Here is a 25,536-nt window from a genome sequence, read left to right on the forward strand (position 1 = left end):
GGGTCCGAGGGATCTTCCGACCACCGCCCGTTCGGCGGGAAGATGGGTGCGAGGAGCAGCAGGCTCTCCACGTGCTCCGCCGCGTCGGTGCCGCAGGTTCAGCAGCAGTCCTGGACCACCAGCCCGTCCGGCAGGTCGTCCCCGCCGAACACCGCGACCGTCGCCGGGTCACCGCCGAGCGCCGCGACCGCGAGCAGCAGCGCGCCGGCCGTCCAGGTGGTGCGCTCCTCCGGCCAGATCGCGTCGTCCTCGAAGACGTACCCGGTCCAGTACGAGCCGTCGTCGTGCCGCAGGTGCTTCTGGATCCAGCGCAGGATGTCCACCGCGCGGTCGGACTCGCCGATCGCCCAGAGCGCGAGCGCCAGTTCGGCGCTCTCGCCGCCGGTCACCCACGGGCGGTCGCTGACGCAGCGCACGCCGAGGCCGGGGACGACGAAGCGGTCCCAGTCGCGGTCGATCCGGGCCAGCGCCGCCGCGCCGCGCAGCGCGGTGCCGAGCACCGGGTAGTACCAGTCCATCGAGTAGCGGTCCTTGTCGAGGAACCGCTCGGGGTGGTGGGCGATGGCGTGCCGCAGCCGGCCGGCCGCGAGCTCCCAGTCGGGCTGCGGCTCCTCCAGGTACTCGGCGATGGCCAGCCCGCAGCGCAGCGCGTGCAGGATGCTGGACGAGCCGGTGAGCAGCGCCTCGGCGGCGGCGGTGCCGTCCTCGTCGAGGCGCCAGGCGATCGGGCCGCCGGGCAGCCGCAGCCGGACGATGAAGTCGAGGGCGCGGCAGACAACCGGCCAGATCCACTCCAGGAACGCGTCGTCGCCGGCGCTGAGGTGGTGGTGCCAGACCCCGACGGCGATGTAGGCGCAGAAGTTGGTCTCCTTGGCCCGGTTGGAGACCTCGCCGTCGGTGTAGGCCGCGTACCACGAGCCGTCCGGGTTCTGGTGGGCGGCGAGCCAGCGGTAGGCGGCCTCGGCGGCGGCGTGCTCGCCGGCGGTGTCGAGGGCCATCGCGGCCTCGGTGTGGTCCCACGGGTCGAGGTGGTGGCCGGTGAACCACGGTATGGCGCCGTCGGCGCGCTGCTCGGCGAGGATGCTGCGGACGGTGCCGGCGGCCTGCTCGGCGTCGAGCACCCCGTCGAGCAGCAGCACCTCGGGGACGGCGGCGGTCATGCGCCCGCCCGCCGCGGCTTCGAGGCGTAGGCGACGAAGCTCTTGCCGATGACCGGGTTGAGCGCCTTCTCGGCCGCCTTGGTGAGCGTGCTGATGACCGGGGTGCCGACGATGTCCCAGACCAGCAGCTGGTGGTAGGCCTTGACGGGCAGTGCCTTGTCGTTGTCCACGCCCACGGCGCACTTGATCCACCAGTACGGCGAGTGCAGCGCGTGCGCGTGGTGGGTGCCGTAGGGCTCCAGGCCGGCGTCCTTGAGCTTGCCGAGCAGTTCGTCGCCGCGGTAGATGCGGATGTGGCCGCCCTCGACCTCGTGGTACTCGTCGGAGAGCGCCCAGCAGATCTTCTCGGGCAGCCAGCGCGGCACGGTGACGGCGAGCAGGCCGCCGGGCTTGAGGACCCGGAACATCTCGTTGAGCACGCCCTTGTCGTCGGGTATGTGCTCCATCACCTCGGAGATGATGATCTTGTCGAAGTACTCGTCCTCGAACGGCAGCGCCAGCGCGTTGCCCTCCATCGCGACCGCCGACGCGCCCTCGGGGGCCTCACCGGCCTGCTCCATCGCGGCGAACCACTTCTTGACCTCGGCGATCTCCTCGGCGTTCTGGTCGAGGGCGATCACGTTGGCGCCGCGGCGGTAGCACTCGAACGCGTGCCGGCCCCCGCCGCAGCCCAGGTCGAGCACCCGGTCGCCGGGGGCGAGCGGGAAGCGCGAGAAATCGACGGTCAGCACTGCAGGGCTCCCATTCCTTTTGCTAACAAGCGTTCTTGACGCTTCATCAGTTCCCGCGAGCGGGCCACCGCGACCGGGTCGGCAGCGGGTCACCACGGCCGGGTCGGCTACACGTGCGTCGGCATCGCGCGCCGGCCCGGGCTCAGGGCACGTACCGCCAGCCCGGCCCGGAACGGGCCCGCGCGCCGGCCCCGGTGGCGATCGCCGCGCGGTAGGCGTCGGCGGTCAGTTCGGCGGCCCGCTCCCAGGTGAACCGGGCCAGCACCCGCTCGCGGCCGGCCGCCCCGAGCCGCTCGCGCAGCGCCGGGTCGTCCAGCAGCCGACCGAGCGCGGCGGCCAGCGCGTCCGCGTTCCCCGGCGCCACGGCGAGACAGGTCTCCCCGTCCGGCCCGGCCACCTCGGGGATCGCCCCGCCGGTGGTCGCCACCAGCGGGGTGCCGGTGGCCATCGCCTCGGCGGCCGGCAGCGAGAAGCCCTCGTACAGCGACGGCACGCAGGCCACCTCGGCCGAGCGGTACAGGTCGACCAGTTCCCGGTCGGTCAGCCCGCTGCGGAACTCGATGTGCTCCTCCAGCCCGAAGCGGCGGACCGCCTCGGCGACCGGACCGTCCTCCTTCTGCGGCTTGCCGACCACGACCAGGTGCGCAGGCCGCTCGGTGCGGACCTTGGCCAGCGCCTCGACCAGGTACACCAGACCCTTGAGCGGGACGTCCGCGCTGGAGGTGGTGACGATCCGCCCGGGCACCCGCGCGATCTGCGCCGACGGGGACCACAACCGGGTGTCGGCGCCGACCGGCACCACCGAGATCGCGCCGGGCGCGGCGCCCAGGTGCTCGGCGATCTCGCGCTTGGAGCTGCCGGAGACGGTGATCACGTGGTCCAGCCGGGCGGCGACCCGGCGCTGCATCCGGGTGAACGCGTACCAGCGGCGCAGCGACAGCCGCTTGACCCGGCTGGTGGCCGCGTCCAGCTCCAACCGGCGGTCGACGGTGATCGGGTGATGGATCGTGGTGACCAGCGGAAAACCGTGCCGGGACAGCCCGAGCAGGCCGTAGCCGAGGGTCTGGTTGTCGTGCACGACGTCGTAGCGGCCCTTGTGCCGGGCGAGGTACTGCCGGGCGCGCAGCGAGAACGTCAGCGGCTCGGGGAAGCCGCCGGTGCGCATCGTGGCGAACTCCAGCACGTCCACCGGCCCGCGGAACTCGCCGCGCGCGGGCGTGCGGAACGGGTCGTCCGCGCGGTACAGGTCCAGGCTGGGCAGCTCGACGAGGCGCACCGAGCCAGGCCCCTCGACCTCGTCCAGGACGGCGTACGGCTGGGCCCCGATCACGTCCACGTGGTGGCCGAGCCGGGCCAGCTCGCGGGACAGGTGGCGCACGTAGACGCCCTGGCCGCCGCAGAACGGGTCGCCGCGGTACGACAGCAGGGCAATCCGCAGCGGCTGCGCGGTCATCCTGGGCCCTCTTCTCTAGCTGCTATCTGTGCTGCCGGTCGCTAAAGTAGATCAGGTTTCAGTGGCAGTGGAACTCGTCATCGACCATGTGAACAATGAGAGACCTCGAAGATACCGGCCCGTAGCTTTCCCTCCGGAGCCAGGGCTGGTGATTCCCGCCACGCCGGCCCGGCCGACCCCGGGTCGACCTTGTGGAGCACGCCGCCACCCACGCGCCCCCGGGAGCACCCCTTGTCGTCGCCGAGCACGTCCGCGAGCCCCGCCGCCCCGCCGGCGGGCGAGCCCCCGCTGACCGCCCGCCAGGCCGAGCGCCGACGGCGGATCCTGCGGGCCGCCACCGCCCTGGCCGCGCGCGGCGGCTACGAGGCGGTGCAGATGCGGGAGGTCGCGGAGAGCGCGCAGGTCGCCCTCGGCACGCTCTACCGGTACTTCCCGTCCAAGGTCCACCTGCTGGTCGCGGTCATGCTCGAACAGCTGCAGGGCCTCCAGGAGCACATCCGGCGGCACCCGCCGACCGACGACGAACCGGCGCTGCGGGTCGCCGACACGCTCACCCGGGCCTTCCACGCGCTCCAGCGCGAACCGCTGCTGGCGGAGGCGATGGTGCGGGCGCTGTCCTTCGCGGACCGCTCGGTCGGGGCCGAGGTGGACCAGGTGAGCACCGCGACCGGACAGCTCATCCTGGACGCGATCGGCCAGTGCGGGCCACCGAGCGAGAGCCAGCGCGCGGCCGTCCGGGTGATCGAGCACACCTGGCACTCGGCGCTGGTCGCCTGGCTCTCCGGCCGCGCCTCGATCGCCGAGGTGCGGGCCGACCTGCACACGGCGGCACGGCTGCTCACGCTGCCGTGAGGCCCACTTTCTGGAACCTGTTCCTGCTCTCGTGGGCGGCTCCGATCCGCCCGGCGGATAGAGTCGACGGGCAGGACAACTTCATCCCGCCCCTCTCCCGGGGGAAGCCGGTGCGAGTCCGGCGCTGACCCCGCAACCGTGTGTCCGGTGCTCCCGAAGGTGAGCACCGGCCGAGCCGGAGCGCCCGGGGAGGGGCGAGCGGCCAGTCCGGACGCACCCGTCCGGCACCGTCGAGGACTACGGAAGGGCCCCCGCCGGGCCCGCACCGCTCACCGAAAGGCACACCTCCACCATGCTCACCGCCGCCCGCCTGGGCGCCGCCGCCCTGTCCGCCGCGCTGCTCGCCGGCACCGCCGCACCGGCCCTCGCCGACACCCCCGCCCCCAGCGCCGCCGCCCTCCCCGAGGGCCTGTACGGCAAGGGCGACCCGACGTACGACGGGGTGTGGCGGCAGTCCCTCGCTCTCACCGCGCTCGCGGCCGCCAAGGTGACCCCGGCCGACGCGGCGGTCGCCTGGCTCACCGGGCAGCAGTGCGAGGACGGCGGCTGGCCGTCGTACCGGGCCGCCGGGGCGGCGTGCGACGCCAAGACCGAGGACAGCAACGCCACCGCCGTCGCCGTCCAGGCCCTCGTCGCGCTCGGCGGGCACCAGGACGCCGCCGACAAGGGCGTCCAGTGGCTCAAGGCCAACCAGAACGCCGACGGCAGCTGGGCCTACAACCCGGGCAGCCCCGGCGACGCCGACTCCACCGGCCTCGCCGTCAACGCCCTCTTCGCCGCCAAGGCCGACCCGGCGGGCGTCGCCAAGGCCGGGAAGAACGCCTTCGACGGCCTCGCCCGCTTCCAGCTCGGCTGCGCCGCCCCCGCCGACCAGCGCGGCGCCTTCGCCTACCAGCCCGACGCGGCCTCCGGCGCGCTCGCGCCCAACGCGCTCGCCACCGCCCAGGCCTCGCTCGCCGCGGCCGGCGGGTGGCTGCCGGTCGCCGCCGGCGTCCGCTCCGACGCCGCACCCAAGCCGCTGACCTGCCCGGACGGCGCCGCCCCCGCCCCGGTCGCGCACGCCGACTCGGCGGAGGCCGCCGGGGCGTACCTCACCGCGCAGCTGACCGCGGGCGGCAACCACCTCACCCTCACCACCCCGGGCGCGCCGCCCGCCCCCGACTACACCGCCACCGCCTGGGCCGCCCTCGGGCTCACCCAGAGCGGCCACCCCCAGCAGGCCGCCGGCGCGGTGGACTGGCTCACCCAGAACGGCGCCACCTGGACAAAGGGCGGCACCGACGCGGGCGCCACGGCCACGCTGCTCCTGGTCGGCCAGGCCGCCCAGCGGGACACGGCCGCCCTGCTGCAGCAGCTCACCGCGCTCGGCCCGGCACCGAAGGCGGCCGCCTCCGCCGCCACCCCCGCTGCGGAGAAGAAGAAGGACGACGGCACCGGCCAGTACTGGCTGATCGGCGTGGGCCTGCTCATCGGCATCGGCGGCGGCCTCGTCCTGAGCCTCCAGCGCAAGCGCGCCCCGAAGCTGTGACCTCCACCCCCCACCCCCCCGCCGGCAGCCCGAGGCGCCCGGCGGCGTCCGCGCTCGGCGGGCTCCTCACCGCGGTCCTCGCCGCGCTGCTCGTGGCCGGCTCCGCCGTGCCCGCGCAGGCGGCGGGGTACCGGTACTGGTCGTTCTGGAAGGACGCCGACGGCGGCTGGGCCTACCAGCAACAGGGGCCCGCGATCCACGTGCCGGCGGACGGGAGCGTCGACGGGTGGCGGTTCGCCGTCAGCCCGGACGGCGGGCAGAACGCCGCGCAGCCCCGTGCCACCACCGACTTCGCCGCCCTCTGCGCGAGCACGCCCCCGCAGGGGGGCCGCAAGCGGGTGGGCGTCGTCCTCGACTTCGGCACGGCCGCCGACGGCTCCTCCGAACAGCCGCCCGAGCAGCGCACCGCGTGCGCCACCGTCCCCGCGAACGCCACCTCCGCCGAGGTGCTCGCCGCCGTCGCGCCGCCGCTGCGGTACAACACCAACGGCCTGCTCTGCGCCATCGCCGGCTACCCGAAGGCCGGTTGCGGCGATCAGGTCGGCGCCGGTGCCCAGGCGGCTGCCAAGCCCTCGTCCGACGACAGCGGCCCGGACCTCGGCCTGGTCGCCGGCGGCGCTCTCGTCGCCGTCCTCGCGGCCGGTGCCGTCTGGCAGGCGCGCCGCCGCCCCCGATGAGGCGCCACCGATGAAATCCCCCGCCATCCGCATCTCCCGCCAACTGCACCCCGGCGCCTGGTGGTTGTGGGCGCTCGGCCTGGGCGCCGCGGCCACCCGCACCACCAACCCGGCGATCCTGCTGCTGCTCGCCGCCGTCGCCGGCTACGTCGTCGCGGCCCGGCGCGGCGAGGCGCCCTGGTCACGGTCGTACGGCGCGTTCCTGCGCCTCGGCCTGTTCGTCCTCGGCATCCGGCTGCTGTTCGCCGTGCTGCTCGGCTCGCCGGTCCCCGGGACGCACGTGCTGTTCACGCTGCCCGAACTTCCCTTGCCCGCCTGGGCGCAGGGAGTGCGGATCGGCGGCCGGGTCACCCTCGAAGGCCTGCTGTCGGCGCTCTACGACGGGCTGCGCCTGGCCACCCTCCTCGTGTGCGTCGGCGCCGCGAACGCGCTCGCCAGCCCGGCCCGCCTCCTGCGCGCCCTGCCCGGCGCGCTCTACGAGGCCGGGGTGGCCGTCGTCGTGGCGATGACCTTCGCCCCGAACCTGGTCGCCGACGTCCAGCGGCTGCGTGCCGCCCGCCGTCTGCGCGGCCGGACGGACAAGGGAATCGCCGCCGTGCTGAGCGTCGGACTGCCCGTCCTGGAGGGCGCGTTGGAGCGCTCGGTGGCGCTGGCGGCCGCGATGGACACCCGCGGCTTCGGCCGCACCGCCGACGTCCCGCGGCGCCTCGCACGGGCGACGGCCGCACTCACCCTGGCCGGCCTGCTGGGCATCTGCCTCGCCGCGTACGGCCTGTTGACCGCCGGGGGCGCCGGCTGGGCGCTCCCCGTCCTGCTGATCGGTCTGGCCGCCGCCTTCGCCGGGCTGCTCCTCGGCGGCCGACGGACCGTCAGGACGCGCTACCGGCCGGATCCCTGGGCCCTGCCGGAGTGGTTCACCGCCGGTTCGGGCGCCGCCGTCGCCGCGCTCACGGTCGTCCTCTCCACCCGCGATCCCGCCGCCTTCGCGCCCACCGTCGTCCCGCCGGCCGTCCCCGTGCTGCCGCTGGCCGCCGCCCTCGCCGCGCTCCTGGGCCTGATACCGGCGTTCGCCACCCCGACCCCGCCCCGGAGGGCTTCGTGATCACCTTCGAGCAGGTCTCCGTCCAGTACGCGGACGCCGCCGCCCCCGCCCTGAGCGGCGTCGACCTGACCGTCCCCGAGGGCGAACTCTGCCTGCTGGTGGGCCCGTCGGGCTCCGGCAAGTCCACCCTCCTGGGCACCGTCAGCGGGCTCGTCCCGCACTTCACCGGCGGCACCCTGCACGGCCGGGTCACCGTCGGCGGGCGGGACACCCGCACCCACCGCCCGCGCGAACTCGCCGACCTGGTGGGCACGGTGGGGCAGGACCCGGTCGCACACTTCGTCACCGACACCGTCGAGGACGAACTCGCCTACGGCATGGAGTCCCTGGGCCTGCCCGAGGGCGTCATGCGCCGCCGCGTGGAGGAGACGCTCGACCTGCTCGGCCTCGCCGACCTGCGCGACCGTGCCCTGGGCTCGCTCTCCGGCGGCCAGCAGCAGCGCGTCGCGATCGGCTCGGTGCTCACCGTCCACCCGCGCGTCCTGGTCCTGGACGAGCCGACCTCGGCGCTCGACCCGGGCGCGGCCGAGGAGGTGCTGGCCGTGCTCCAACGGCTCGTGCACGACCTCGGCACCACCGTCCTGATGGCCGAGCACCGCCTGGAGCGCGTCGTCCAGTACGCCGACCAGGTGCTCCTGCTCACCCCGGGCGCCGCGCCCGCCCTCGGCGACCCGGCCGAGGTGATGGCGCACTCGCCGGTGCACCCTCCGGTGGTCGGCCTCGGACGGCTCGCGGGCTGGCGCCCGCTGCCGCTGTCCGTGCGCGACGCCCGCCGCAAGGCCCGGGAACTCCGCGACCGCCTCGACGGACACCGGCCCGCGACCGCCCCCGCCTCAACCGGCACTCCGATCGCCACCACCGACCGCCTGGCCGTCCGACGCGGTCCCGTGCACGCCCTGCGCGGCGTGGATCTCGCCCTCCACCCCGGCGAGATCACCGCCCTGATGGGCCGCAACGGCGCCGGCAAGTCGACCCTGCTGGGCAGCCTCGTCGGCCTGCACGCGCCTGACTCCGGCACCGTCCGGGTCGGCGACCGCACCCCGCACCGCACCCGGCCCGCCGAACTGATCCGCCAGGTCGGCCTCGTCCCGCAGGACCCGCGCGACCTGCTCTACGGCGAGAGCGTCGCCACCGAGTGCGCCGCCGCCGACACCGAAGCGGGCGCCGCCCCCGGCACCTGCCGCGCCCTGGTCGAGCGCCTGCTGCCCGGCATCGGCGACACCATCCACCCGCGCGACCTGTCCGAGGGCCAGCGGCTCACGCTCGCCCTGGCCGTCGTCCTCACCGCCCGGCCCCCGCTGCTCCTGCTCGACGAGCCCACCCGCGGCCTCGACTACGCCGCCAAGGCCCGGCTGGTGGAGATCCTGCGCGGCCTCGCCGCCGAGGGCCACGCGGTGCTGCTGGCCACCCACGACGTCGAGCTGGCCGCCGAACTCGCCCACCGCACGGTGATCCTGGCCGAGGGCGAGATCGTCGCGGACGGCCCGACGGCCGACGTCGTCGTCTCCTCCCCCGCGTTCGCCCCGCAGGTCGCCAAGGTGCTGGCCCCGGGCCCGTGGCTCACCGTCCACCAGGTGGCGGAGGCGCTGAGCGCATGAACGAGCGCAGCGAGAGAATCATCAAGAGGTGCGCATGGGTGAATGCCCCTGCCGGGCGAAGCGAGGCGGGCGCATGAACGAGCGCAGCGAGAGAATCATCAAGAGGTGCGCATGGGTGAATGCCCCTGCCGAGCGAAGCGAGGCGGGCGCATGAACCACCCCGTCCCGCTCGGCCGCCGTTCGACGGCGGCGCTGCTCCTGGTGTCCCTCGTCGGCGTGACGGCCTTCGGCTGGCCCCTGCTCGCCTCGGCCAGGTCCGCCCTGGTCGGCCACTCCGCCGACGCCCCGTGGCTGTTCGCCCTCCTGCTCCCCCTCCTCCTCGCCGTCGTCGTCGCGCAGATCAGCGAGGGCCGGTCGGCGGGCGGGGGCGCTCCGGGCCTGGACGCCAAGTCCGTTGCCCTGCTGGGCGTTCTGGCCGCGGCGGGCGCAGCCCTGCGCCCGCTCGGCGCGGGCACGGCGGGCCTGGAGCCGATGTTCTTCCTGATGGTGCTCTCCGGCCGCGTCCTCGGCCCGGGCTTCGGCTTCGTCCTGGGTTCCCTGTCGACGTTCGCCTCAGCCCTGCTGACCGGCGGCGTCGGCCCGTGGCTGCCGTTCCAGATGCTCGCGATGGGCTGGGTCTGCCTGGGCGCCGGCCTCCTCCCGGGCTCCGCGACCCTGCGGGGCCGGCGCGAACTCGCCCTGCTCGCCGCGTACGGCGCCGTCGCCTCCGTCCTCTACGGCACGGTCATGAACCTGCAGGGCTGGCCGTACATCGGCGGACTCTCCAGCTCCGTCTCCTTCGTCCCCGGCGACCCGCTCCCCGCCAACCTCGTCCGCTTCGCCGCCTACTGCCTCACGACCTCCCTCGGCTGGGACCTCCCCCGCGCCGCCCTCACCGTCACCCTGTGCCTCACCCTCGGCACCCCGGTCCTCCGCACCCTCCGCCGTACCACCCGCCGCGCCGCCTTCGCCGCCCCGGTGGCCTTCCGCCCGCCGGAGACCTGACCCGGAGGATAGTGACGGAGGGTCATGGGCCCGACTCCCGATCTTTCCGATCACGCGTTCGACGCGACCGGCCGCGTTCCTCGTCGGCGCCCCCGCTCCGACGGCGGCCTGCACCGACTCGCCCGCCCCGGGCGCGGCCGCCGGGGCGGGCAAGCCCTACGGGTGGCGTTGACCCGCGCACCGTAATCCGTTGGGCCGTTGTAGTTACTCTTCGGCGGCGCGCACCGGCGCCGAATGGTAAAGGGGCGTATCCAGAAGATCCGTTTTGCGGATCATCCTGGAGCATCATGCGCACACGAATCACCACCCTCGTCCTGTCCGGACTGACCTCGGCCGCCCTCGTGTGGGGTGGCGGCGGCGCCGCCTACGCCTCACCCGCCGTCGACCTCGGCGCGACCTCCAACTCGGTGGAGGCCCAGGGCGAATGGGTCGACAGCCTTCTTCGCCTGGCCGGGGAGGGCGGCAACTCGGCGGACGGCGCCCGGACCTCCACCAGCCGGGGCGCTCTCCAGCCGGCACTGACGGCCCGCCCGGCCCTTCCGGCCGACGGAGACGTCGAGGGAGACGCCACTGCCGACAGCCCGGGGCCGGACTCCGTCGAGTCGGCCAACGCCATCCAGTCGGGTGCCTCCGCCCAGCCGGACGGCGTGGTCCCGACCAGCGAGAACGGCGCCGAGCGCGGTCGGCCCATGGACCACACACCGGCGCTCGGACTCCCCGAGAGCACGTGGCTCGGCGGCGAGCACGGCCTCCACGGCCACCACGGCTTCCCTGACTTCATCTGCCTTCCCGGGAAGCACGGCGAGCGCTGCGAGCACAAGGAGCACAAGAAGGACTGCGACCCCTGCGAGCACAAGGAGCACAAGGAGCACAAGAAGGAGGACTGCGACCCCTGCGAGCACAAGGAGCACAAGGAGCACGGCGAGCACAAGGAGCACGACGGACAGGGCCAGAGCGGCAAGCAGAACCAGATGCAGGACCAGGACCAGGACCAGAGTCAGAGTGCCAAGCAGAACCAGGCCCAGGGCCAGGACCAGCACACCGATGTCAACGTCACCGTGCAGAACACCGTGGCCAACACCAACAGCGCCACCAGTGAATCGAAGAGCTCCGCAAACAACCTGACCAAGATCAAGCTTGTTGCGGAGGAGGTGGAGACGAAGGAGCCGCACAAGGCGGTCCACCACGGCGAGCACGAGGCAGCGCCCCGGCACCACGAGGAGCAGAAGACCGGGAAGCACCACCACGGGGAACTGGCCGAGACGGGTAGCCAGAAGACGCCGATCCTGTTCGGCCTCTCCGCCGCGTTCCTCGCGGCGGGCATGGGAGCTCTCCGGATCAGCCGGCGTCGCGCCTGACCGGATCGGTATGACAGAACGCCAAATGCGTTCCGAGGATCGCTGAAGGCTGCCCCACCAGGCAATCGTCTGGTGGGGCAGCCTTCTGTCGACCACTGGCACTGCGGCTGGTACTCGGGGTTCCGGTGGTCGTGGCTCACCCGGCGCACGCCTGCCCGCCGTGCGGGAGTTCGACGGCGACGGACCTACTTGCCAGCGTTGGATGCCGGCCCGCCGCAGCACCGGCAAGCCCGACGAGATCGTCCCAGTCCCCGCGCCCGGGCAGGGCGCGGGGACTGTTGCGGCTTTCCTTGACGGAGCAGCAGAACAGCCTAGGCGTTCTTGGGACCGGCAGACTGGACGACGTCGAAGGACCAGAGGGTGGAGCCGGAGGCGGCAGGGCGCTTGGGAGCCTCGCCCTCACCACCGCCCTGGTGGGCGGACTTCATGGGGCCCTCCATCCAGGCCTGGAAGGACTCCTCGTCACGCCAGCGCGTGTAGACGAGGTAGTTGTCGGTGCCCTCGACCGGGCGGAGCAGTTCGAACCACTCGAAGCCGTCGGAGCCCTCGACCGCGCCGGCGCGGGAGGCGAAGCGCTTCTCCAGCACCTCGCGCTGTTCGGCGGGAACGGTCAGCACGTTGATCTTGACTACGCTCATGGCTCCATCCTGCCTCAACGAACAGCAGGAGGAACGGACCGGTGCCTCAGCGGCGCATCAACGAACCTGTGGTCCTGACGACGGGCGTGCCACTGCGTCTCCTCGACACCCTGCGCTGGTTCGGAGCGCTGTGAAAGCTAGAACGACCGGCCCTCGCCCCGGTAGGGCGGCTCCGGCCCCTCCGGGTCGGGACGGTCGCGGAGGTCGGCGCAGAGGCCGGAACTGAGGCGGGTGAGCAGGTCGGCGAGGTCGGCGTGCTGCTTCTCGTCCCAGTCCCCCAGCAGCTCCGCCAGTTGCGTGCGCCGGGCCGCGACCAGCTTCAGCGCGACCCGCTCACCCTGCTCGGTGAGCCGCAGCGGCAGCCCGCCGGGGTAGCGCGAGGCGAGCCCGCGGCCCTCGACCTCCCGCGCCGCCTCCTCGATGACGGCGATCGGGACGACCCGCCGCTCCGCCAGCTCGGCCGGCTCGGCGGAGCCGTGCTGGTGCATCTGCAGGAGCAGCCAGCTGGAGGCGGGCAGCAGGTCCAGGCCGGCGGTGGCGGTGATCCGGCGGAACAGGTCGCGCCGGGCCTCGCGGGTGTTCAGCACCGAGAGCGCGCGGGCGATTTCGTCCAGCGAGGAGCGCGCCACCGGGTTGAGGCCGATGGACTCGCTCAGGTCCGGTGCCGTCACGGTCGAGCGCAGCTTCTGCTCCCGCAGGAACAGCGACAGCACGAAGGCCACCACCGCGACGGGCACCGCGTACAGGAACACGCGCGTGATCGACTCGGCGTACGCGTGGTGGACGCTCGCCTGTGCGGCGGCGGGCAGGCGGGTGATGACGCGCGGGTCGGAGGTGATCACGTCGGGGTGGAAGCCGGGCGGCAGCGGCACCCCCGCCAGCGCGTGCGCGAGCCGGTCGCGCAGGCCGCTCGCGAAGATCGTCCCGAAGACGGAGACGCCGAACGAGGCGCCGATGGAACGGAAGAAGGTCGCGCCCGCGGTGGCCACGCCGAGGTCCTGGTAGTCGACGGAGTTCTGCACGATCAGCACCAGCACCTGCATCACCAGGCCCAGCCCGAGGCCGAAGACCAGGAAGTACCAGCTCATCTCCAAGGTGCTGCTGTGCTCGTCGAGCCGCGAGAGCAGCAGCAGGCCGACGGTGGTGACGGCCGTCCCGGCGATCGGGAAGACCCGGTAGTGCCCGGTGCGGGCGACGACCTGGCCGGAGCCGATCGAGGTCACCAGCATGCCGAGCACCATCGGCAGCATGTGGATGCCGGAAAAGGTGGGCGAGACCTGCTTGACGACCTGGAGGAAGGTCGGCAGGTAGGTGAGCGCGCCGAACATCGCGAAGCCGACGACGAAGGAGATCACCGCGACGAGGCTGAACGTGCGCGAGCGGAACAGCCGCAGCGGCAGGACGGGTTCCGCGGCCGTCCGCTCGACCGCCCCGAAGGCGACGAGCAGGACCAGCCCGAGCACGCCGAGCCCGACGATCTGCCAGGAGCTCCACGCCCACGTGGTGCCGCCGAGCGAGGTCATCAGCACCAGGCAGGTCGCGACGGCGGCGATCAGCGCGGTGCCCAGGTAGTCGATCCGGTGCTCGCGCCTGACCTCCAGCCCGTGCAGCACCGCGGCGATGACCACGAGGGCGACCACGCCGATCGGCAGGTTGATGTAGAAGACCCAGCGCCAGCTGAGGTTGTCGACGAACAGCCCGCCGAGCAGCGGCCCGAGCACGCTCGTGACGCCGAACACGGCGCCGAACAGGCCCTGGTACTTGCCGCGGTCCCGCGGCGAGACGAGGTCGCCGACGATCGCCTGCGAGAGCACCATCAACCCGCCGCCGCCGAGGCCCTGGAGCGCCCGGAAGGCGATCAACTCGCCCATGTTCTGGGCGATCCCGCAGAACACCGAGCCGACCAGGAAGATCACGATGGAGGCCTGGAAGAACCGCTTCCGGCCGTACATGTCGCCGAGCTTGCCCCAGAGCGGGGTGGCCGCGGTCGAGGCCAGCAGGTACGCGGTGACCACCCACGACAGGTGCTCCAGGCCGCCGAGGTCGCTGACGATCGTGGGCAGCGCGGTGGACACGATGGTCTGGTCGAGTGCCGCGAGCAGCATCGCCAGCAGCAGGGCGCCGATCGGCACCCACAGGCTGGGGACGGTGACCTCCGGCGGGCCGGGCTCGTGCGCCGGGCTCCGGTCGGACGCGGCGCCGAAGGCTGGGGGAGGGTCCGTCATGGCGTCTCCTGGCGTCTCCGTGGGATCGCGGGCCCGGCGGGAGCGGCGGCCCGTACGGATGATCACTCCCAGCCACCATGCTGTCAGATTCGCCCCGTTCTGCACCGTCCGGTTGAGCCGAACGTAAGCGCCCCGGCTGTCGACTCCTCACCGGATGCCCACCGCCCGCCTCACCGGGGGCCAACCACCACCAACCGGCACAACCCCACCGCGGACGGCCGGACGGCCCTGTCCACCCTCCGGGACGTCCTGCATAATCAGGCGCGATCACGAGACCGGGACCACCCCGGAAGCACGCCCGAGAACCGAGGAGGACCGGCCGATGCCGGACCAGCACTGCCCGACGTGCGGCACCGCACGCACCGCCGGGTGCGGCTGTCCCCCGGACCCGGGCCACGCCGACCCGAGCCTCACCGAGACCGCCGTCCTCCCGCACGTCGAGGGCCCGCCGCTGGTGCGCCCGTACGTGCCGCAGGCGACCGGCCGGGTGGCGCAGGAGCCGCCGGGCGGCGCTCCCGCCGACCCTCCCCCAGCCTTCGGCCGGGGCTACCCCCACGCGACGTCCGTCCTGCCGCCCGTCGCGCCCCCGGCCGCTCCCCCGGCCGCTCCTCCTCTGGGGCCGGACGCGGACGCGTACGCCACGACGGTGCTGCCGCCGGTCCCGGGCGCAGCCCCCGGCGCGTACGCCACGCCCGTGTCCGACGCCGCCTGGGACGCCCACTCGACGACGGTGTTGCCACCCGTCCCGCCCGGGGACGAGCTCGGTTACTTCCCGTTCGACAATCCGACCCCCGAGCCCGCCCCGGAGCCCGCGCCCGTCGGCGGCCGGGCCGCGCGGCGGGCGACCGAGCAGAACCCGCTCGCCCGGCACAAGCTCCTGACCGCGGGCATCGGCGCGGGCCTGCTGGCGCTCACCGTCGGTCTCGCGTACGCCGTCACGCCCTCGTCCAAGCCGGCCCGCCAGGCGCAGCCGCTGCCCACCACGTCCCTCGCGCCCGCACCGGTGGACACGCCCACCGAGGCCGTCCCGGCGCCGAGCTCCCCGGCGCCGACCAGCAACACCCCGAGCCCGACGCCCACCCGGACGGCCAGGCCGAGCCCGACCAGAACGCCGACCCCCACCCCGACTCCCACACCCACTCCCACCCCGACGCCCACCCCGACGCCGACCCCCACCCCGACGCCCACTCCCACCCCGACGCCGACCCTGACCCCGACGCCGCGCGTGCTGCAGCTCGGGATGGTCGGGGCGGACGTCAAGGCGATGCAGCAGCAGCTCTACGCCGCCGGGTGCGGATTCGTCGACAAGTCGATCATCACCGGCACCTTCGACTCCTGGACCCAGTCGGTGCTGATCAGCTACCAGCACGACAACCGGATCAAGGGCGAGAACGGCGTCTACGGCCCCAAGACCCAGGCCGCCCTCGCCGCCGACCCCGGCTGCTGATCCCCCCGACCAGCAGGGCCGTCAGCCCGTGATGGCCCCGACGGTGCTGACGCCCGCCAGCACCACCATGATCGTCGCCGCCACCCGGACGATCAGCTTCATCGGCACGTGCTTCAGCAGCTTCTGCCCGCCCACGATCGCGAGCCCGCCGACCGCGCACAGCGCCAGCCACGAGCCGAGGCCGACGGCCGGCGGATCGGCGTACTTGGCGGCCAGGTTGGCGGTCATGATCTGGGTCAGGTCGCCGAACTCGGCCACGGCGACGACCACGAAGCTCGCCCCGGCCACCTTCCAGAAGCTGCTGGAGGACGGCTCCTTGGCGGCGTGCCCGTCCTCGTCGCCGCCGCCGTGGAAGAGCAGCATCGCGGCGCCGGCCAGGAAGAGCGCGCCGGTGACGCCCTCCACCCAGCGGTGCGGCAGCAGCGACAGCAGGTGTCCGGCCACCAGGGCGAGGCCCACCTGGACGGCGAAGGCGGCGGCGATGCCCGCGAAGACGTGGCTCGCGCGGTACTTCGTGCCGAGGACCAGGCTGGCCAGGGCGGTCTTGTCCGGCAGCTCGGCCAGGAAGATGATGCCGAACGTCAACGCGGCTACGGTCACACTCATCGGGGGATTCCCTCGGTCGGGCTGCCGGCCCTCGGCAGTTCCGTCAGGGGACGCCTCGGCCCGACAGCACTGGAAACGGTCACAGCACTGCGGCCGAAGGTCTCGCCGGCACCGGCCTCACAACCGCGTGCCCCGGGCGCCGGGCCCGTGGGGGCCAGTATGTCGACGGTCCGGTGGAGGGCTACTCCCCTTCAACGCCGTCCAGGGTACCCGACGCCGACCGGGCTCCCCGCTCGACGAGGGCCGGCCACCTTGCCGGTCACGCCTCGGCCGCCACCAGCCCGCGCCCGACCAGCTCCAGCACCACCACGATCGCAACCGCCTCCACCGCCAACAGACCCACCAGCACGAACAGTTGGACTGCTCCCGCCTGAACCGGCGAGGCCCCGCCGAGCAACATGCCGACGAAGGCGCCCGGGAGCGTCACCAGGCCGACCGTCCGCGTCTGGTCCAGGGCGGGGACGAGCGAGGTGGCCGCGGCCGTCCGGCAGATCTCCAGCCGCGCGTCGCGCTCCTCGAAGCCGAGCGCCAGCGCCGCCTCCACCTCGCCGCGCCGCTGCCGCAGCTCGTCCAGGGCGCGCCGTCCGGCGAGCGAGGTGGCGGTGAGCCCGCCGCCGATCAGGATGCCCGCGACCGGGATGACCGACAGGCCCTGCGGCGGCAGCAGCCCGACGGCCAGCAGCAGGACGAGCACCGGCAGCACCCCGGCACCGATCGGGGCCGCCGCCCACCCCCAGCCCGGGCCGGCGGTCATCCGCCGCCCGGCGGTGCGCACCGCGACGGTGAACATCAGCAGCACGAACAGCGCCGACCACCAGCGCGAACCGACCACCCAGGTGATCACCGCGGCGACGGCGGCCAGCTGCACCACCGCGCGCAGCCCGGCCCGCAGCACCGCGTGCCCGTGCCCCAGCAGGCCCCATCCGGCGACCGCGACGGCAGCCAGCAGCAGGAGCCCGGTCACCACCCCGAGCACCGGGGTGACGGGCAGCAGCTGGCCGCCCTGAGCCGCGAGCGCCGCGCCGACTCCCGCCGGCGGCACGTCAGATCCAGCTGGTGAACCACATCCGGTCCTGCCAGGACGTCAACGGGATCACCTCCGCCGTGTAGAGGGGGTAGAAGAAGGCGAAGCACCCGACGATCGCGAGCACGATCAGTCCGGCCGCCGCCGCGCCGATCCGCCGCCGCTCGGGGGTGCTGCCGGCCGGGCCGAGGATCGCGCCGAGCATCTGGGCGACGGCCAGGCACAGGAACGGCACCAGCACGACCATGTAGAACGAGAAGACCGTCCGCTCCTGGTACTGGAACCAGGGCAGGTAGATCCCGGCCACCGCGCACAGCACGGCGCCGGAGCGCCAGTCGCGGCGGAAGAACCAGCGCCACAGCAGGTAGACCAGCGCGAAGCAGGCCGCCCACCAGAGCAGCGGCGTGCCGAGCCCGAGGATCTGCGCCGCGCAGCCGCCGGGCGTGGTGCAGCCCCGCTGCCCGATCGGGACCTGCTCCCAGTACATGGAGACCGGTCGGCCCATGACCAGCCAGCTGAACGGGTTGGACTGGTAGGTGTGCGGGGTGCTCAGCCCGGTGTTGAAGTCGTACATCTGCGAGTGGTAGTGCCACAGGCTGCGCAGCGGCGCGGGCACCCAGCTCATCGGGACCTGCGGCAGCGGGATGCCGAGGACGCTGTCCGGGGAGAGCCCGGCCCGGCCGTCGGCCCAGTGCCGGTCGTACCCGCCACCGCCGTTGGCGCCGTTGACCAGCCAGCCGCTCCAGGCGCCGACGTAGACGACGACGGCGGAGCCGACCATGGCGAGGAAGGCGGGGACGGCGTCCCGGCGCAGCATCGAGCGCCAGGGGTGGCGGGCGCCGGCCGCGCGGCGGCCGGACTGGTCCCAGAGCACGGTCAGGATGCCGAAGGCGGCGAGGATCATGACGCCGTTCCACTTGACCGCGGCGGCGGAGCCGACGAACACCCCGGCGGCGATCCGCCAGGGCCGCAGGCCGAGCCGGACGGTGTCGCCGTCGGTGACGCCGGCCAGGCGGGCGCGCACGTGGTCGCGGTCGATCAGCAGGCTGCCGAAGGCGGCGAGGACGAAGAACATCTGGACGCCGTCGAGCAGACCGACCCGGCTCATCACCAGCTGGAGGCCGTCGACGGCCATCAGCAGGGCGGCGGTGCAGCCGATCAGGGTGGAGCCGAAGAGGCGGCGGCCGATCCGGGCGAGCATGAGCACGGCGACGGTGCCGAGCAGGGCGGTCATGAACCGCCAGCCGAAGGGGTGCAGTCCGAAGAGCTGCTCGCCGACGGCGATCACCCACTTGCCGAGCGGCGGGTGGGCGACGAACTCCGGGGCGGAGGTGAGCGGGACGCCCTGCGGGACGGCCAGGATGTCGGTGTTGGCGTGGTCCGGCCAGGTGCCCTCGTAGCCCTGTTCGAGCAGGGACCAGGCGTCCTTGGGGTAGTACGTCTCGTCGAAGACGAAGGCGTTGGGGTAGCCGAGGTTCCAGAACCGCAGCAGGCCGGCGAAGAGCGCCACACCGATCGGCCCGAGCCAACCGGACCACTCGAACCGGTCGGCCGCCCGGACGAGCGGCCCGCGCGGGGCCGGTCCGGGGTCCGGGGCCGGTGCCGCCGGGGGGTGCGTGAGCGCCGCTTGCGTCATAGCCTCGCCGATTTTCGCCGGTGTGCCGCTGTGCCTGTGGCCGCCGTGCCGGCCGGGGCCGGGCGGTCGACAGCCACTGACCCTATGGGGCGGTGGTCGGGAAGCCAAGCGCGACGGGCGCCGACCAGGTGATCCGGTCGGCGCCCGCCTCGACATCCGTCACGCGGCCGTCTGCAGTTCCCGGATGGGGATGCCGTGGACGACGGCCGGGGCCGCGTTGTCCTGCTCCGGCGTGAGGTGCGGGCGCAGCCGCAGCGCCAGGGCGACGATCAGCAGCGTGGAGCCCGCCATGGCCGCGAGGTAGAGCGGCCAGGTGCCGGAGCCGACCAGCAGCACGCCGACGGCCGGGCCGACCGCGATCGCGATCTGCTTCACCAGGGCGTACCCGGCGTTGTAGGTGCCGAGCAGCCGGGCCGGGGCGAGATCGGCGACGATCGGGCCCATGGTGGGCGCCAGCAGCGACTCGCCGACGCCGAACAGGGCGTAGATCGAGACGATCGCGACCGTGGCGGCCATGGTCTCGGTCCGGATCAGTCCGGCCACGAGGGCCATCGTCCAGGCGCCGAGCCAGACCACTGCGGCCGCGGCCATCGCGGTGGTGCGGCGGCGGCGGGCGGTGATCCGCACCATGAACATCTGCAGGACGACGATGGTCAGCGCGTTGGCGCCGATCGCGAAGCCCAGGGTGGAGGGCGCGGTGCCGACGGTGTCGGTGGCGAAAGCCGCGACACCGGACTCGAACTGGCCGTAGCAGGTGAAGAAGATCAGCCCGGCGAGGACGCAGAGCCGCAGCATCGCCTTGTCGGCGACGAGGGCGCGCAGGCCGGTCGGGCCGTCGGTCTTCCCCTGGACGACGGTCAGCCGGACCTTGGGCATCCGGGCGGTGCCGGCGACCAGGGCCAGACCGAGGAAGGTCGCCGCCTCGATGGTGAACAGCCGGGTGAGGCTGGCCGGGTCGGTCACGTCCACGATCTGCCCGCCGACCAGCGCGCCGATGCCCATGCCCAGGTTGACCAGGGTGAACTGCAGCGCGAAGGCGTGTGCGCGGGTCGCCGCGGTCGAGCAGCGGACGATCATCGTGGCGAGCGCCGGCTGGCAGGTGGTGACACCCGCGCCGAACAGGAACGAGGAGACCAGCAGGGCAAAGGTGCCGGTGGCGTGCCCGAAGGCGAACGCGCCGGTGGCGGCGAGCGCGGTGCCGGCCAGCAGGACGGGCCGGGGGCCGTACGTGTCGATGCCGCGCCCGGTGAGCGGGAGGACGGCGAGCGCCGCCAGCGCGAAGACGGTGAACACCATCCCGGCCGCCGGCGAGCCCAGCCCGCGCACCTGGTCCACGTACACGAACATGTACGGCATCGTGAACCCGCTGCCGAACGCGCTGAGCGCGTTTCCGATCTGGACGCGGCGCAGCGGGCCGCCCGCCCCGCGTCGCTGCTGCCTCTGCTGCTTCACCGTGCCGGTCACCGTGCACATCCCTTCCTGGCTTCAACTGGATACTCTTAAGTCCAGAAGATTTCAGAGCTAAAGTTTGACGAGATAAAGTCTTAGCACCGGAAGAGTGTGGAGTCAAAGGCTTAAGAGATGCACGCCCCCGTGCGACACTGGTCCGCATGACTACGGACAAGCCCGCTCCGGCCAAGCCCAAGGAGCTCGGCATCGCCGAGCAGGTGGCCGTCTACCAGCGGGAATTCCCCACGGTGGACCCGCAGGTGGAGACCATCGTGCAGACCCTGTCCCGGGTCGCCCGGCGGATGGGGGTGGCCTACGACCGGCAGCTGACTGTGCTCGGGATCACGTCCGCCGAGTGGGAGGTGCTCAAGGCGCTCGTGGTCGCGGGCAGCCCGTACCGACTGGGGCCGGGCGAGCTGGCCAAGCGGCTCGGGCTCACCCCGGCGGCGATGACGCACCGGATCGACCGGATGGTGGCCGAGGACCTGGTCACCCGGGAGCGGGACGAGTCCAACCGGGTGCGGGTGATCATCGAGCTGACCGAGAACGGCCGCGACAAGTGGCTGGAGTCGATGCGGATGGCGGCGGTGTTCGAGGAGGAGCTGCTCCAGGACATCGCCGGCGAGGAGCGGGCCGTGCTGTCGACCCTGCTGGCGCGGATGCTGCGACGCATCGAGGAGAGCCAGCCGGACGCGCTCGGACGCACCGCGGACCTCGGCTAGGGCATCCGTGGTTCCGGCCCGCCGGTGCGTGGCGGGCCCACGGAAAAGTCCGGCCCGTCGGAGAGTGGTCCTCCCCGGCGGGCCGGACGTCCTCCGGTACGAGGGTCCGTCAGGCCCTCAGCCGTTCTTCGGGTCGTGCTCGGGCGTCAGCAGGGGCCGTTGTCGGCCCAGACGCCCCACTGGCCGCTGAGGGTCGGGTCCTCTCCCTTGGTCCACCACTTGTTGGTGTAGTAGTGGCCCTTCCAGGAGACCTTGGTGCCGCCGGCCGCGTAGGTGGTGTCCGGGTCCCAGCTCGGGGCGGCCGGACAGGTGGCCGGCGAGCTCGGGGTGCCGGTCGGCGTACCGGTGGGGGTGCCGGTCGGGGTCTGGGTCGGGGTGGAGCTCGGGGTGCCGGTCGGCGGGGCCGGGCAGGCGGCGGCCGAGCCGTTGGTGGCGTTCACCATCGTGTCGAACAGGGTGGTGTCGGTACCCAGGTCGTACAGCGAGAACGCGAACGAGCCGCCGAGGCCGTTGCAGTGCGCGTAGTCGAGCTTGGCCTGGATGGACCGGGTGTCCTCGCCGCTCCAGAAGGTGGTGCCGTCGTAGAAGTACGCGGCCTTCGCGGCGTCGTCCCAGTAGGTCCTGGACGGGTTGTCGACGAAGCCCGCGAGCTCCTTGCGCATCTGGATGCCGGGCACGTTGCCGGACATCGCGGCGCCGGCCGCGGGGCCGGCGGCGGGCTGGAACAGGCCGTTCCGGCCGTTGTTCGAAACGCCCGTCCAGCCGCGGTAGTAGAACGGCACACCCATGTTGATCCTGTTGGCCGGGAAGCCGCCGGGGATGCCGTAGGCCGGGTCGCCGACCGTCCACGCCTTGATGGCGTTGTCGATCGAGTACTTGCCGTTGCCCGGCTTGACCGGGGTCATCGGGTCGTTCGGGCCGGAGTAGAGCGGGGCCTGGTGGTTGGTCGGGCCCTGCGCGTCCCAGCCGCCGTGCATGTCGTAGGTCATGACGTCGAGGAACGTGAGGTACTGGCCGATCCTGTCGGTCTCGACGTTCATGATCTTGTCCTGGCCGGCACCGACCGCCGCCGACAGGGCGTAGGTCCTGCCGTCGGCCTTGCCCTGCGCGTCCAGCTGGCTGCGGAACTCCTGCAGCAGCAGGGTGAAGTTCTGCTTGTCGGCCGGGCTGGAGTTGTTGCCGGTGTGGCCGCCGCCGCCCGGGTACTCCCAGTCGATGTCGATGCCGTCGAAGATGCCGGCCGCCGAGCCCGGGCCGCCGAAGCCGGCCTCGCTCGGGAGGTTGCCCTTGATGAACATGTCGATGCAGGACGACACCAGGTGCTTGCGCGAGGCGTCGGTGGCCGCGGCCGGCGAGAAGTACTTGGAGTAGGTCCAACCGCCCAGCGAGAGCAGGACCTTGAGGTTCGGGTTCTTCGCCTTCAGCTTCTTCAGCTGGTTGAAGTTGCCCGCGATCGGCTGGTTCCAGACGTCGCCGACGCCGTCGACCGAGATGTCCGCGCCGAAGCTCTTCTGGTAGTCGGCGAACGCGTCGCCCGCGCCGTCACCGGCGTTGGGGTTGTCGTCGTTCGTGTCGGCGGCCTTGGTGGCCTCGAAACAGCCCAGGTCGGCCGGGTTGATGTTGGCGAAGTCGTAGATCAGGTAGTCCAGCCTCCCGGCCACGCCGGTGTCCTGGATCGTCTTCGGGTAGTACCCGTTCGCGTAGATCGACCACTGGTCGAAGTAGGCGACCTTGACGCCGCCGCTGGTGGCGGGCGCGCCGGTGGAGTTGGTGGTCGCGGCGTTGGCCGCGCCGCCGCCGGAGAGGGCGAGGCCCGCGCCGAGCAGCAGGGAGGCGGTGGTGCCGGCCGCGATCGCGGCCAGGCTCTTCGGGCGCCGCCAGCGGACGCCTTCCTGAGCCGGGACCCCGGCCCTTTCGATGCGTGAGCGCAGCATGGGTGCGTGACTCCTGGGTGTGGGGGTTCCGCCCGCTCCGGGGTCCCGTCCGGGGTGGGGCCGGACGACCGGAGCATGACAGATCAAGGAAGGGAATCGAGCGGGATCAGGCCGTGACGGACACCGGGATGCGCCGAACCGGCGCCCGCGGCCTCGCGGCCGCTGACGCCGGTTCAGGGGCTCCCTGCACCTGGGCAATAAAAATGGACTAGACCAACTCGCCCGTCAAGAGGGGCCGTCGGGCCTTGAGCCGCGCTTAAGGTTCGTACCCGCCGCGGGCAGCCGCGCCCACCTGCGGGTCAGTAGCGGACCGCGTTCGGCACGACCGCCTCGACCGTGCCGGACAGGTCCCGGTTGCTCTTCGCCGTGGCCTGCGCGCTCTGCCCGGCGGCCACGTCGTCCACCGTCACCGCCGTCGCGTCCTGCACCTGGCCCGACCGGTCGGTGAAGTTGACCTGGATCACGTACCGGTACGACTGCTGCCCGTGATTGGTGACGGTCAGCTGCGCCTGCGCCTTGCCGTCCGAGCCGATCGTCACCGCGCCCACCGCGACGTCACCCTTGGCGTCCAGCCCACCCTTGATCCCCGCGAGGGCGGAGGAGGCCGCCGAGATCGCCGCCGAGGCCTGCGCCTGCGCCGAGGAGATCACCCCGCCGGCCGCCGAGGCCAGCGCCGAGGCGGCGGACGCGGCGGCCGAGACGCCCTTCTCGATCTCGCTGGCGGCCGAGGACGCCGCACTGCTCGGGCTCTTGCCCGAGGAGCAGCCCGCCAGCACCGAACCGCCGACCACCACTGCGGCCAACACCCATGCCACGGCCCGGCGTTGGCGGGGCATCAGCGGCGCGTCCAGCTGCTGCGCGGTGGCCCTGCGGGTGACCCGGGTGAGCGGCTGACGGTCCATGGGCGGTACTCGTCCCTTCCGGATTTCTGCGGTTTCTTCCGGTTTCTTCCGGCGCTCGGGCTGCCCGGCACGCCTCCCGGCCCACCCTCCGAGGCCCCGGGCGGGGCCGCCAGCGCAGTGGTGCCTCCGGGTGAGTCCGGCGGCGGAGGCACCGGACGGGTCCGCCGTCAGGACAGGCCCGAGCCCAACTGCTCGTCCGCCTCCACCGCCGCCCGCTCCTCGCGCAGTCGCATGACGTGCCGGCGCCGGGCCACCACGCCGTACGCGGACGCGGCGCTCGCGACGAAGGCCAGCACGCCGATCCACGGCCGGTCGAAGGCGTGGCCGGTCACGTGGTCGAGCGAGTACCGGCCGGGGCCGGTCAGGCCGAGCGCCAGCCCGGTCGCGCCGAGGGCGGCCGGGTACTCGTAGCCACCGGAGGTCGCGAAGAAACCGGCCGGGGCGTGCACCGCCACGGCGCCGGCCATCGTGCCGGCCACCACCGCACCGGCCGCCGGGGTGGCGAGCCCCGCCACCAGCAGCGCGCCGCCGCCCGCCTCGCCGAGGCCGGCCGCGATCGCGCTCTGCCGGGCCGGGTGGAAGCCCATGTGCTCCATCGCCTTGGTGGTGCCCTCCAGGCCACCGCCGCCGAACCAGCCGAACAGCTTCTGGGCGCCGTGCGCGATCAGCACCCCGCCGACCGCACTGCGCAGGGCCAGCAGGCCCAGGTCCCTACGGTTCAGACACATGTCGCAACCTCGTTCCCGCGGAGGTGGTCCTGCGTCCATGGGACCCGAGAACGCACAGCCGTTCGAGCCGGGACCGCCATCCGGGCGAATCCACCGCCGTCCAGGAATGGACCGCCGCCCCCGCCCATCGCCGCGGTCATGCTGGGCGGATGTTCGTCTTCAACCTCGGCAGCGCGTTCATCACCTTCCTCGCCGTCGTCGGCCCGCCGAAGGTCCTGCTGGCCTTCGCCCGGTTGGCCGGCGACCGGACCACCGGGGAGCTGCGGCGGCTGGCGGCCTGGAGCACGGCCGTCTCGGCCTCGATCGGCCTGCTGCTCGGCTTCACCGCGGACGGGCTCACGACCTACTTCCACATCAGCGACCAGTCGCTGCAGCTCGCCGGCGGGACGATCTTCTTCATCTATGCCGTCGCGCTGGTCTTCGGCGTCCACCTCGGCGAGGGCGAGGACGACGACCACCTGCCGAACCCGATGCTGGACGGCTTCCGGGAGCTGCTCCTGCCGTACATCGCCAGCCCGCTCGCGATCACCGCCGTGCTGGTCGCCTCGCTCACCAAGAACGACTGGGGCTGGAAGGCCGCCGTCACCGGGGCGTACGTGGCCGTCGCGGTGATCAACGACATCTGCGTGACCCTGCTCGCGCCGCTGCTGAAGCGCACCCACCGCACCTCGCTGGAGGTGCTCTCCCGGCTGCTCGGGCTGCTGCTGGCGGCGGTCGGCGTGGAACTGTTCCTGAACGGCCTGGCCGGGCTCGGCGTGCAACTCGCCGAGGGGCGCTGAGCC

The 25,536-nt window shown here is 73.3% G+C and carries 22 protein-coding genes and 1 riboswitch; of the genes, 10 read left to right on the plus strand and 12 right to left on the minus strand.

What is annotated here, in order from left to right; translation table 11 throughout:
- Positions 1-98: 98 nt before the first annotated feature.
- The 3 genes from ACWCXH_RS17255 to ACWCXH_RS17265 all read right to left on the minus strand — a co-directional run bounded on the left by ACWCXH_RS17255 (position 99) and on the right by ACWCXH_RS17265 (position 3,344).
- Positions 99-1,160 carry a prenyltransferase gene (locus ACWCXH_RS17255; RefSeq protein ID WP_449802248.1) on the minus strand — a complete coding sequence of 354 codons (1,062 nt, stop codon included), beginning with the start codon at positions 1,158-1,160 and terminating at the stop codon, positions 99-101.
- A complete protein-coding gene (locus ACWCXH_RS17260; RefSeq protein WP_449802249.1) occupies positions 1,157-1,891 on the minus strand; it encodes a class I SAM-dependent methyltransferase in 735 nt (244 codons plus the stop codon). Before ACWCXH_RS17260 ends, ACWCXH_RS17255 begins: the two co-directional genes overlap by 4 nt.
- A gap of 142 nt (positions 1,892-2,033) precedes the next feature.
- The gene (locus tag ACWCXH_RS17265; protein WP_449802250.1) at positions 2,034-3,344 is read right to left on the minus strand and encodes a glycosyltransferase family 4 protein; all 1,311 of its coding nucleotides are present in this window, start codon (positions 3,342-3,344) and stop codon (positions 2,034-2,036) included.
- 231 nt (positions 3,345-3,575) lie between these two features.
- Between ACWCXH_RS17265 and ACWCXH_RS17270 the strand changes: the two genes are divergently transcribed.
- From ACWCXH_RS17270 to ACWCXH_RS17300, 7 genes are all read left to right on the plus strand, one after another.
- Positions 3,576-4,196 (plus strand): TetR family transcriptional regulator, encoded by a 621-nt coding sequence (locus ACWCXH_RS17270; RefSeq protein WP_449802251.1) that lies wholly within the window; start codon positions 3,576-3,578, stop codon positions 4,194-4,196.
- 102 nt (positions 4,197-4,298) lie between these two features.
- Positions 4,299-4,411: riboswitch (cobalamin riboswitch) on the plus strand.
- Positions 4,412-4,488: 77 nt separating this feature from the next.
- On the plus strand, positions 4,489-5,724 hold the full coding sequence (locus ACWCXH_RS17275) for a prenyltransferase/squalene oxidase repeat-containing protein (RefSeq protein WP_449802252.1): 1,236 nt from the start codon (positions 4,489-4,491) through the stop codon (positions 5,722-5,724).
- The gene (locus ACWCXH_RS17280; RefSeq protein WP_449802253.1) at positions 5,721-6,401 is read left to right on the plus strand and encodes an SCO2322 family protein; all 681 of its coding nucleotides are present in this window, start codon (positions 5,721-5,723) and stop codon (positions 6,399-6,401) included. Before ACWCXH_RS17275 ends, ACWCXH_RS17280 begins: the two co-directional genes overlap by 4 nt.
- A 10-nt stretch (positions 6,402-6,411) precedes the next feature.
- Positions 6,412-7,503, plus strand: coding sequence for an energy-coupling factor transporter transmembrane protein EcfT (locus ACWCXH_RS17285; protein WP_449802254.1), 1,092 nt, complete (start codon positions 6,412-6,414; stop codon positions 7,501-7,503).
- On the plus strand, positions 7,500-9,101 hold the full coding sequence (locus tag ACWCXH_RS17290; protein WP_449802255.1) for an ABC transporter ATP-binding protein: 1,602 nt from the start codon (positions 7,500-7,502) through the stop codon (positions 9,099-9,101). The genes ACWCXH_RS17285 and ACWCXH_RS17290 overlap by 4 nt, the downstream gene beginning before the upstream one ends.
- Before the next feature lie 111 nt (positions 9,102-9,212).
- On the plus strand, positions 9,213-10,085 hold the full coding sequence (locus ACWCXH_RS17295; protein ID WP_449802256.1) for an ECF transporter S component: 873 nt from the start codon (positions 9,213-9,215) through the stop codon (positions 10,083-10,085).
- A gap of 287 nt (positions 10,086-10,372) precedes the next feature.
- Entirely contained in the window at positions 10,373-11,443 is a 1,071-nt protein-coding gene (locus tag ACWCXH_RS17300; RefSeq protein WP_449802257.1) for an LAETG motif-containing sortase-dependent surface protein, read from the plus strand.
- A gap of 311 nt (positions 11,444-11,754) precedes the next feature.
- Here the strand turns inward: ACWCXH_RS17300 and ACWCXH_RS17305 are convergent, their stop codons facing one another.
- Together ACWCXH_RS17305 and ACWCXH_RS17310 are read right to left on the minus strand one after the other, a co-directional pair.
- Positions 11,755-12,081, minus strand: coding sequence for an antibiotic biosynthesis monooxygenase family protein (locus tag ACWCXH_RS17305; protein WP_449802258.1), 327 nt, complete (start codon positions 12,079-12,081; stop codon positions 11,755-11,757).
- Positions 12,082-12,218: 137 nt separating this feature from the next.
- On the minus strand, positions 12,219-14,306 hold the full coding sequence (locus tag ACWCXH_RS17310; protein WP_449802259.1) for an MFS transporter: 2,088 nt from the start codon (positions 14,304-14,306) through the stop codon (positions 12,219-12,221).
- Positions 14,307-14,628: 322 nt separating this feature from the next.
- Here ACWCXH_RS17310 and ACWCXH_RS17315 point away from each other — a divergent pair, with 322 nt between their 5' ends.
- Positions 14,629-15,753, plus strand: a complete 1,125-nt coding sequence (locus tag ACWCXH_RS17315) for a peptidoglycan-binding protein (RefSeq protein WP_449802260.1) — start codon at positions 14,629-14,631, stop codon at positions 15,751-15,753.
- Positions 15,754-15,774: 21 nt separating this feature from the next.
- Here ACWCXH_RS17315 and ACWCXH_RS17320 read toward each other — a convergent pair whose 3' ends face one another.
- The 4 genes from ACWCXH_RS17320 to ACWCXH_RS17335 form a co-directional block, all read right to left on the minus strand.
- Entirely contained in the window at positions 15,775-16,359 is a 585-nt protein-coding gene (locus tag ACWCXH_RS17320; protein WP_449802261.1) for a TMEM165/GDT1 family protein, read from the minus strand.
- A gap of 259 nt (positions 16,360-16,618) precedes the next feature.
- Positions 16,619-17,401: an ABC transporter permease gene (locus tag ACWCXH_RS17325; protein WP_449802262.1), complete on the minus strand. Its 783-nt coding sequence runs from the start codon at positions 17,399-17,401 to the stop codon at positions 16,619-16,621.
- Position 17,402: 1 nt separating this feature from the next.
- Complete coding sequence (locus tag ACWCXH_RS17330) at positions 17,403-19,019, minus strand: dolichyl-phosphate-mannose--protein mannosyltransferase (RefSeq protein ID WP_449802263.1); 1,617 nt, start codon at positions 19,017-19,019, stop codon at positions 17,403-17,405.
- 159 nt (positions 19,020-19,178) lie between these two features.
- Positions 19,179-20,483: an MFS transporter gene (locus tag ACWCXH_RS17335; protein ID WP_449802264.1), complete on the minus strand. Its 1,305-nt coding sequence runs from the start codon at positions 20,481-20,483 to the stop codon at positions 19,179-19,181.
- A gap of 146 nt (positions 20,484-20,629) precedes the next feature.
- On the opposite strand from ACWCXH_RS17335, the gene ACWCXH_RS17340 reads away from it, so the two are divergent.
- Complete coding sequence (locus ACWCXH_RS17340) at positions 20,630-21,190, plus strand: MarR family winged helix-turn-helix transcriptional regulator (protein WP_449802265.1); 561 nt, start codon at positions 20,630-20,632, stop codon at positions 21,188-21,190.
- A gap of 146 nt (positions 21,191-21,336) precedes the next feature.
- Here the strand turns inward: ACWCXH_RS17340 and ACWCXH_RS17345 are convergent, their stop codons facing one another.
- The 3 genes from ACWCXH_RS17345 to ACWCXH_RS17355 all read right to left on the minus strand — a co-directional run bounded on the left by ACWCXH_RS17345 (position 21,337) and on the right by ACWCXH_RS17355 (position 24,754).
- Positions 21,337-23,124: a glycosyl hydrolase family 18 protein gene (locus ACWCXH_RS17345; protein ID WP_449802266.1), complete on the minus strand. Its 1,788-nt coding sequence runs from the start codon at positions 23,122-23,124 to the stop codon at positions 21,337-21,339.
- A gap of 299 nt (positions 23,125-23,423) precedes the next feature.
- Positions 23,424-24,026, minus strand: a complete 603-nt coding sequence (locus ACWCXH_RS17350; RefSeq protein ID WP_449802267.1) for a hypothetical protein — start codon at positions 24,024-24,026, stop codon at positions 23,424-23,426.
- A 167-nt stretch (positions 24,027-24,193) separates the two neighbouring features.
- Complete coding sequence (locus ACWCXH_RS17355) at positions 24,194-24,754, minus strand: DoxX family protein (protein WP_449802268.1); 561 nt, start codon at positions 24,752-24,754, stop codon at positions 24,194-24,196.
- 149 nt (positions 24,755-24,903) lie between these two features.
- Here ACWCXH_RS17355 and ACWCXH_RS17360 point away from each other — a divergent pair, with 149 nt between their 5' ends.
- Positions 24,904-25,533, plus strand: a complete 630-nt coding sequence (locus tag ACWCXH_RS17360) for a MarC family protein (protein WP_449802269.1) — start codon at positions 24,904-24,906, stop codon at positions 25,531-25,533.
- The last annotated feature ends 3 nt before the right edge of the window (positions 25,534-25,536 follow it).

It is taken from the genome of Kitasatospora sp. NPDC001660 (assembly GCF_053596725.1).